Annotated in this window: 5 protein-coding genes; all 5 read right to left on the reverse strand. The window is 42.9% G+C overall.

The features are described from left to right. Positions 1-339 precede the first annotated feature (339 nt). The 5 genes from HWQ37_RS27370 to HWQ37_RS27390 all read right to left on the reverse strand — a co-directional run bounded on the left by HWQ37_RS27370 (position 340) and on the right by HWQ37_RS27390 (position 8,597). On the reverse strand, positions 340-612 hold the full coding sequence (locus tag HWQ37_RS27370) for a DUF433 domain-containing protein (RefSeq protein WP_465249721.1): 273 nt from the start codon (positions 610-612) through the stop codon (positions 340-342). Between the two features lie 251 nt (positions 613-863). After that, positions 864-3,512, reverse strand: a complete 2,649-nt coding sequence (leuS, locus tag HWQ37_RS27375; protein WP_292753561.1) for a leucine--tRNA ligase — start codon at positions 3,510-3,512, stop codon at positions 864-866. A gap of 785 nt (positions 3,513-4,297) precedes the next feature. Beyond that, positions 4,298-4,945 (reverse strand): PAAR domain-containing protein, encoded by a 648-nt coding sequence (locus HWQ37_RS27380; RefSeq protein WP_292753563.1) that lies wholly within the window; start codon positions 4,943-4,945, stop codon positions 4,298-4,300. A gap of 392 nt (positions 4,946-5,337) precedes the next feature. Beyond that, the gene (locus HWQ37_RS27385) at positions 5,338-5,685 is read right to left on the reverse strand and encodes a cupin domain-containing protein (RefSeq protein ID WP_292753565.1); all 348 of its coding nucleotides are present in this window, start codon (positions 5,683-5,685) and stop codon (positions 5,338-5,340) included. Next, complete coding sequence (locus HWQ37_RS27390; RefSeq protein WP_292753567.1) at positions 5,682-8,597, reverse strand: glycerol-3-phosphate acyltransferase; 2,916 nt, start codon at positions 8,595-8,597, stop codon at positions 5,682-5,684. Before HWQ37_RS27390 ends, HWQ37_RS27385 begins: the two co-directional genes overlap by 4 nt. Between the last annotated feature and the right edge of the window lie 283 nt (positions 8,598-8,880).

Consider the following 8,880-nt stretch of genomic DNA (forward strand, 5'->3'; position numbering starts at 1 on the left):
AAAAGAGATATTCTTAGTTAGTGCAAGGAGTGATACCATTTCACCACATGTTTGTCACAAGTTATCCCCGTAATACTCTCTCCTCAGGGAGTGTTGCAGATTTCAAATGTTGCATCAAACGAGTGAGTTGGTATAAGCTTTTACGGAAAAGCGCTTGAGTGAGCAAAACTCTCAAGCGCTTTTTCGTGTATAAATAAAACAGTCCAACTCTCTGGAAGATAATTTAATATGTTTCTAAATACACATATCCCAGAGAAGTAAATTACTGCTTTGAAGAAGAATTCAGGAGTCAGAATCACGACTATGTAAACGGATAAAATCAACTCTGTTGATAGTCGATTAGGCTACCTCATTACGCTCAATTGCCAATTCGATTTCATCGGGATGAGCTTCTGCATATACCCAAGCATTAACTAAATCTGTAGCTGTAATAGTTGGATAGCTTGTCAAAAGGTCAGCATCACTATATCCAAGACCGCGAGCTTCCACAAGTACCCAAACGGGAATACGAGTTTTAGCGATGCGAGCCTCTCCACCACAGACTCTAGGAGTTTTTTCAATTCCTTGCCAATTGTTGCCGAGACTTTGAGCAAGTAACTGTATGGCCTGCAATTTTTCACGCTTGTCTGAGGGCAAGAAGTTGTTGTTCTAACTCTTTGAGTGTCACGGATGTAAATCCTCTGATTTTTTGTCAGGCTACATTTACAATTTTATCGATTCTAAGTACAACATTTCATTAATTCGTGGCAAATTCACCGTGTCCCTTTGCGCTTCCCTCTGCGCCACTACCCTGCGGGAAGGCGAAGCGCCTATGCGTTTAAATTTCAACCCTCAATTCGCCACGATTTTACCCAAAACTGTACTTAACTAACGACAAAATTCACCAACTTTCCAGGCACTACAATTACCTTTTTAATCTCCTTAGCTTCGATATAACGCTGGGCAATTTCTGATTCACGGGCGTATTTCTCCAACGCTGCTTTATCTGCTTGTGCTGGTACTTGAATCGAGCCGCGAGTTTTACCCATAACTTGAATCACTAAAGTGATTTCATCTGCTATCAAAGCAGCTGGGTCAAATGATGGCCAAGTTTGAGTATGAACTGAATCATTTTCACCCAATAAATGCCACAATTCATCAGCAATATGTGGTGCAAAGGGTGCTAGTAAAACCACCAAAGTCCGAATACCTTCTGCGTAAATTGGTGAATTTTTGCCGTCAGCATCAGTTAAGGCATTACTCAACTTCATCAATTCGGAAATAGCGGTGTTGAATTGATATTCGTCTTCCACATCTTCTGTCACCGCCTGAATAGCCGTATGAATCGCCCGCCGCAATTCCTTTTCTGCCTTAGTTAAATCAGAAAGTTGGGCTTGCTTACGGGATACCCCAGCCGCAATATAATCTGTCACCAAACGCCAAACCCGATTTAAAAAGCGGAATTGTCCTTCCACATCGGCTTCATCCCATTCCAGGTCTTTTTCTGGCGGCGCTTTGAACAAGATGAACATCCGCGCTGTATCTACACCGTATTTGGAAATTACATCTTCTGGCGCTACACCGTTGCCCTTAGATTTAGACATGGTGGCGTAGAGACGTTGCAATGGTTCACCAGTCTGAGGGTCGCGGGGGTCGGCTGAATTTACCAAATTAGAAGGAATCCATTTATCTTTACCACCCTTGTTGGGATTTAGGTAAGTTAAACCCTGTACCATACCTTGAGTTAATAGGCGTTGGAAAGGTTCGTCAAAATTTAACAAACCGCGATCGCGTAGTACCTTAGTAAAGAAGCGCGAATACAATAAATGCAAAATCGCGTGTTCAATTCCACCTACATACTGGTCAACTGGCATCCAGTCGTTAACTTTATTAGAATCGAAAACCTGTTGCTCATTCTTAGCATCAGGGAAACGCAAGAAATACCATGAAGAATCAATAAAAGTATCCATCGTGTCAGTTTCCCGCTTCGCCGGAGTACCACAAGTTGGACAAGGTACATTTACCCAACTTTCCAACTGAGCCAAAGGTGAACCGCCACGTCCAGTAAATTCCACCTCTTCCGGTAACTGCACGGGTAAATCTTTGTCAGGTACCGGCACTATCCCACAATTAGGACAGTGAATTACGGGTATCGGTGCGCCCCAGTAACGCTGCCGCGAAATCAACCAATCCCGCAAGCGATATTGCACCCGCACTTTACCAAAACCTTGTTGTTCGGCGTATTCAATTATTGCTTGTTTCGCATCTGTGGAAGTCATACCAGTAAAAGCCCCAGAATTAATTAAAATTCCTGGTTCAGTGTATGCCTGGTTATATTCAATTTGGATAAGTTGTGTGACTTCATCAATCTCTGATGTTGGGGTTAAGTCAAAACCTGCAACATCATCCGGGGAGACAATAACAAAATCAACTGGCAAATCGTAATTTTTGGCAAACTTAAAATCCCGGACATCGTGTGCTGGTACACCCATCACTGCCCCCGTGCCATACTCATACAGTACATAGTCAGCAATCCAAATCGGCACTTCTTCCCCTGTAAATGGGTTAATTGCCTTACCACCTGTGGGTATACCCCGCTTCGGTTTGTCTTCAGAGGTACGTTCCAACTCACTTTGATTGGAAACCTCTTTAATAAAAACTTCTACGGCTGCTTGTTGTTCTTTTGTGGTAACGCGCTTTGTTAAAGGATGTTCTGGTGCTAACACTAGGTAGCTGACACCATAAACGGTATCTGGACGTGTGGTGTACACGCCGATTTTTTCATCTATCCCAATGATGGGAAATTCCAAGTAAGCACCTGTAGATTTGCCAATCCAGTTTGCTTGCATCGATTTGACCCGTTCCGGCCAACCTGTCAATTTCTGCAAATCATTGAGCAATTCTTCGGCGTAGTCGGTAATCTTGAAAAACCACTGGCGTAATAATTTGCGCTCAACTATTGCGCCACTCCGCCAAGAACGTCCTTCGTTATCGACTTGCTCATTTGCCAGTACAGTTTGATCGATAGGGTCCCAGTTTACAGCTGCTTCTTTTTGATAAGCTAACCCCGCTTGCAAAAACTGCAAGAAAATCCATTGTGTCCATTTGTAATAATCTGGTGAACAAGTAGCAAGTTCACATTCCCAATCAATAGATAAACCAAGACGCTGCAATTGTTGCCGCATCTGAGCCATATTCTGATAAGTCCACTTTGCTGGCGGTACACCACGGTCAATAGCGGCATTTTCTGCTGGTAAGCCAAAGGCATCCCAACCCATTGGGTGTATTACCCGATACCCTTGCATTCGCTTGAGGCGGGCAATCACATCGGTAATCGTATAATTACGGACGTGACCCATGTGTAGGCTGCCCGATGGATAAGGGAACATGGAAAGAGCGTAAAATTTTGGCTTGTTGCTAGCTGTCGGTGTTTTATCTAAGCCAAGTTCTACCCATGTTTTTTGCCATTTTTCCTCAATCGCTGTGGGGTTATATCGGGAATCAACAGAATCACGTATTTCCAATGGTTTCATGCCTGTTACACTTTACTTCTATTAAATTTCTAGTATCCGCACTTTTTTAGTACATTTAAACTACTAGCTTGAGGTAATTATCTATCTAGTAACTTTCTAATTTAATTTACTATTTCTTTCTACCCCCTATTTCTATCTATCTTATATCCCTAAAGTTCAACAAGTTTAGGTATATAGGACATAAAAAAGTCCCTAAGCTTAGGATGTTGGGGACTAGATGTGTTATGGTTATAAACTGATTTACTGGGTTAGAATGCGATCGCCATTTCAAAGTGCATCTTAACCTTGTGCAACAAGCTATATTTACATCTCTCAACAATGGCTAATCCTAAAGGAAATCCAGAAAATTAAAAAAAATTCACTACTGACAGAGAGGAGCTACTGACTGAGAAAATGAATATACCCCGGATTTCTCACCAAATTTATGAAACCCAAGTCCAGAGGCTGTAGGGGCGGGTTCACAAATATGCTTCAATCATTCACGAATGTCTCGTGAACCCGTCCCTACCGTTTTGTGAGAAATGCGGGATACGCATGATTAACCGTATTGACCTATAAATTTCTCTGTTTTATCTTCATTTAGCAACTTTTGCTTTAATGTTTTCGTGTTTCGCGCACTCTGTAGCAACTTCCGTCTTCCCTGTAATAACTTCAATGTCTACAGGACTCACGCGCGTACTAAGATTTTGTGTCATTACGAGCAAAGCGAACGCGAGTGCGTCTCGTAGAGAAGTAATCGCAAAGGCTTAGTTTTTCGTGATGAGTGCGTAAGTCTTAGTCTACAATTAGCCTTTTGCGGCGTTTTCTTGTTGTTGTTTGAGTTTTGCTTCAGCTTCAGCTTTTTTACCTGCTTGGTCAGCTTCTTTTTGAATAGAGTCAGTAATCTTACTAGTATCTACAGAAACTGCTATGGCAGGGCCAGTTCCAATTAAAACCGTTTGGCAGCCTCCTGTAATTTCATTCGGCTCTCCCAGTGGTTCCAAAATCGTATTACCAATAAAACAAGCTGGTAATCCATTAATCAAAACAGTATTACTACCATCAATTACTACACCTGGCCCGTGGGGAACAACACGACTAGGAGTGACACAAGAGTGTATATCAGCTGTTGCAGGTGGGGCGGCGGATGCAGCATTACTTGTAATTAGTCCGCCGATTGATGACTCAATCCCACCTTTTTCGCCTTGTTCAGCAGCATAAGCTATCACCTTAACTGGCGGAGGGGTAGCTTTGTCAGTTGCTTCTTCTGCGGCTTTTACTATTTTATCACCGGCTTGTTTTGCATCTTTAATGATTTGTGCTTGCATTGCTGGTAAACCTCGCCAAGCTGGCATCCCGCCAATATGCACATTTGAACTTCCAGGACCACGAGTCAGAATAGGTGGTGCCGGATGTTTTACAGTATCTCCTAATCGAGCTGCTGGTTCCCCCATCGTAAAAAGTTTTTTACTTAATGCCTGTTTATTATAACTACCAGAATGTTAAAAAAAATTAGACTTTCAGTTAGCATATTTTTTGCCGTAAATTTATCACACTAACGACGTTCTGTCTAACACACCCTACTGGCATGGCAAGCTTAAAATAGTGCATTAAACGTAGACGTAGGTTGGGTGGAGCGGAGCGTAACCCAACATATATTAGGATGTTTGGGTTACGCAAAGCCTCCAACGCCACTTGCTACAACTCGGGGAACCCGCGCAACGCAGTGGCTCCCCAACCTACAATTTTTTTGCAACATTTTAGCCTTGCCACGCCACTACAATACCTAATTTTTTTCACAAATCAAATCGGATTGCTATGGTTAATGCAGATTCCTAATTGATGATTAGCCTGATTTTTCGACTCGCAAACCAAAGTACGTCAAAACAAGCTCAGTTGAGCCACTATTGACAACTTCGTGTACTTCTCCCGGTTCGATGGCTATGCAGTTCCCAGGAAGCAAGGGGTATTGTTTACCATCAATCTGAATTACTCCCGAACCAGCTTCTACAAAAAATACTTCGCACATATCTTTATGCGCGTGTGCTGGTGCGGTTTGTCCAGGAGCAAAACGTGCTTGAGAAAAGTTAGTCAGGTGAGGTAAATCGCCGAAGCGTAGCATCACCTTTTTCTTGATTTCGGCATTGTGAGAAACAGACTCTTCTGGTAAGTCTTTAAGAGAAGTGGTAATCATTCCGGTCTTAAATCGTTAGATAATTCCACAATACCCCTAGACCCATCAATTCTGACTCGTTGACCATCTTGCAAAATCCATGTAGCGCCGCGAACATCCATCACTGCGGGAATTCCATACTCACGAGCAACGATCGCACCGTGAGAAAGTCTTCCTCCAGCTTCGGCAATTAATCCCCCAGCCCTCAATAACAATGGGGCCCAGCCGGAATCTGTGTAAGGTACTACCAGAATCGTATCTCGGTCAATCTCTGGAATGTCTTGTAAATTTCGCAACACTTTCACTCTACCTTCGGCTTGTCCATGACTGGCTCCAATGCCTTGTAAAATTTGGTCAGAGTAAAGCTCAGAGGGAGCTAAGGGGTGAGGAGGTGTATTGCCGTAGACTAAAAGAGGTATTTGAATGATCTCGCTATCTTGGAGGAATTGCGATCGCCTAAATTCGACTAACTCATCTAACTGCTCTATTAAGCTGGAATTTTCTTCAACAATTAAACGCCGCACTTCATCAAAGTTGAGAAAAAAGATATCACCTGTTTGCCTAAGTAAACCAGACTTTAACCAAATTTTCTCTAAGGCGACAAAACTCCAACGCAATTCAGCCAAAAGCCGGGAATAAACTTCGGTAACTCGTCCTTTAATATCCACGCGCCGTTGGACAAAAGAGCGTTTGCGCTTACCACCAAAGATACTATTAATGGCATCTTTAGCACCTGCTTGTGGTTCGTTCCCCTGCATTAGCTGTACAAACATCTGCTTAATCATTTGGGGATTTTCCCGCCAAGTGGGAACGGAGATATCGGTTCCTACTTCACTTAAGTAGCCGTAATCTTGCAGCAATTCGTTAAATTCTTGGAGGATCTTTTCTCCTTCGGGGGTTTGCTTTAATTGCTCAAATACTTGCTGTGGCTCAAACTCCACCAATACTTGCTTGGCATCTGTAGCGATCGCACTGAGCGATCGCAATGCTGCTACCTCTGGGGTGACGCTATGATCGATTTGCCCATCTTTTACCCGAAAAATCGCTTGTCTCAGGGCCGCACTTAAGGGAGCTAAAATGCTGTAATATGTACCATGACGCAGCAACTCCAAAATAAAATCAATTCTTGCCAACAGCTTGAGTGGTTCCAAGTTATCCATATCTTCCTGTGCCAACTCCGACAACCCAGGAATGAACCGTTTGTGATAATCTTCCTTGAATTCTTTTTCTAAATTTAATTCCCGTTTCAGCAACTTCCCGAGTCCTGGCAAATTTTCCCAAGTTGACTGCAAGGACGGTTTACTTAATTTAGCTCCTCTAGTTAAAAATTCTAGACTTTCCGGCGGCAGTCCCATGCGGATAAAAATATCTCCTAAGAGGGATGCATTAAAGTAGGCTCTGGAATAATGCAGAGTTGCTGTTTTGGTGAAATCTAACCCCAAGGCGCGTTTGGCTTTGCCATTGCCGAAGGCATCGCCTAAAACTAAAGTAAAAAATTCTCCCCAAACTCCACAAGTTAAGGGACGATTAATTGACCATGTTAAGGGGTGAATTACTCCGGGAATCACTTCCGCAGCGATTTTGCGTGTCCAGATGGGCAACAGAGTGGTGATCGGTCGAGATTGCAATACCCAAAGTGTTTGACCATCATAACTCCACTCGATATCTTGAGGAGTGCCATGATAACGTTTTTCGAGTCGGTAAGCTAAGTATGCAACTTGTTTAATTAATGATTGTGGTACTCGTCCTTGACCCTCTAATTGTACAGAGTAAGAATTTTCTGTTTCAACAACAAAAGCGCGATATTGTTCTGGTGTAATTTTTCCCGAAACGACTTGCGTTGGGCTGCCTGGAAGGGCTTCAATAACGATCGCATCGCCTTGCTGGGTAATGGGATCGCGGCTGAAAGCAACGCCAGAATATACACTTTGGACTTGTTGTTGAATTAACACAGCCATTGCTGTATCATTTAAACCGCGATCGCGCCGATATTGGACAGCAGATGGGTGATTGTAGGAAGCTTGAACTTGAGCGATCGCTGCTTTTAATGCTTCTGGACTAGTAACATTAACAACTGTTTCATACTGTCCAGCAGCAGAAGAGTGAAATGAATCTTCTCCAATCGCAGAAGAACGCACCACCAAAGGGGATAATTCTGATGGCTGGAGAAATTCTGTTAAGAGTGGATCGTCGATGGGTGCCAATACCCATCCCTTCGGCACTGGATAGCCCCAGCGTTTAATTTGAGATAATGTCGCCGCCTTTTCTCCGACAATAGCAGCATTCAACTCTTCATCTAGAGAAACCATTGTGCCATCGCCGCGTAAAAATTCCAACATCCCTTGGGATTCTGTTTGTGCCTCTTGGGTTGGCAGTTTCATATCATCAGGAATTTTAGTATAAATCCAACCCATTAAACCAGCTAAAACCACAGCAGCAAATATTCTGGGAATATCGCTAAAGTGCAGCAGTGCCACAAACAAAGGAAAAAGCAGCAAAACCCCAAATTTGACTAACTTTCTTGATTGCAGAATTGTCAAACTAATACCTGCAAAAAAAGATACAAACATCGCTACCAGTGGATCGTGTACGACAAATCCCCAGACAACATTTGTCGTACCTGCTCCTCTGCCTATCCAATATCTACCGATTACCAGAGCGATTAGGGCAACCAATTCCCAAAACGATCCATCTGGGAAGAAAAGGCGGGTGAGTAAGACTGCCGCAACTCCTTTAAAAGCTTCTGACAAAACTGCCAGAATTCCCACAATTTTACCGCCATGATAAAAGGCAGCCGATACACTAATATTTCCTGTACCAACTTGTGATAACTGCTTCCGCTTCAGGGCGTAAGTTATCCATGCAATCAGGGGTAATCCGCCCAAAAGGGGGCAGATAATTAAAATAAAAAAAACACCCCAAGGTTCAAACATTCTGGATTTTGGATTTTAGATTTAAATTTTCCATCTAAAACCTCAAATCTAAAATCTAAAGTTTTGCTGAAATTTTTGATGGTTATTAAGGGGCTTTTATTTAATAGTTGCTAAATGGACACTTGGCTTAGACGGAAACCGTTTAAGATAAGTGTCCTTCTAGACTACTAATGGTTTTAGTTTAGCGCATAGGCAGCTTGTAGCGCCCAGATAACGAGAGCCGCGATCGATCCCAGAAGCAACACGGTAGAGATAGTGACTACTTTTGGGGAATCTGCACCCT

It is taken from the genome of Nostoc sp. NMS4 (assembly GCF_017115095.1).
Classification (GTDB): Bacteria; Cyanobacteriota; Cyanobacteriia; order Cyanobacteriales; family Nostocaceae; genus Nostoc.

What these genes read in the sequence shown, in the direction of transcription:
- leuS (WP_292753561.1), bottom strand. Translation starts at nt 3,512, where the DNA reads ATGAAACCATTGGAAATACGTGATTCTGTTGATTCCCGATATAACCCC.
- HWQ37_RS27380 (WP_292753563.1), bottom strand. Translation starts at nt 4,945, where the DNA reads ATGGGGGAACCAGCAGCTCGATTAGGAGATACTGTAAAACATCCGGCA.
- HWQ37_RS27385 (WP_292753565.1), bottom strand. Translation starts at nt 5,685, where the DNA reads ATGATTACCACTTCTCTTAAAGACTTACCAGAAGAGTCTGTTTCTCAC.
- HWQ37_RS27390 (WP_292753567.1), bottom strand. Translation starts at nt 8,597, where the DNA reads ATGTTTGAACCTTGGGGTGTTTTTTTTATTTTAATTATCTGCCCCCTT.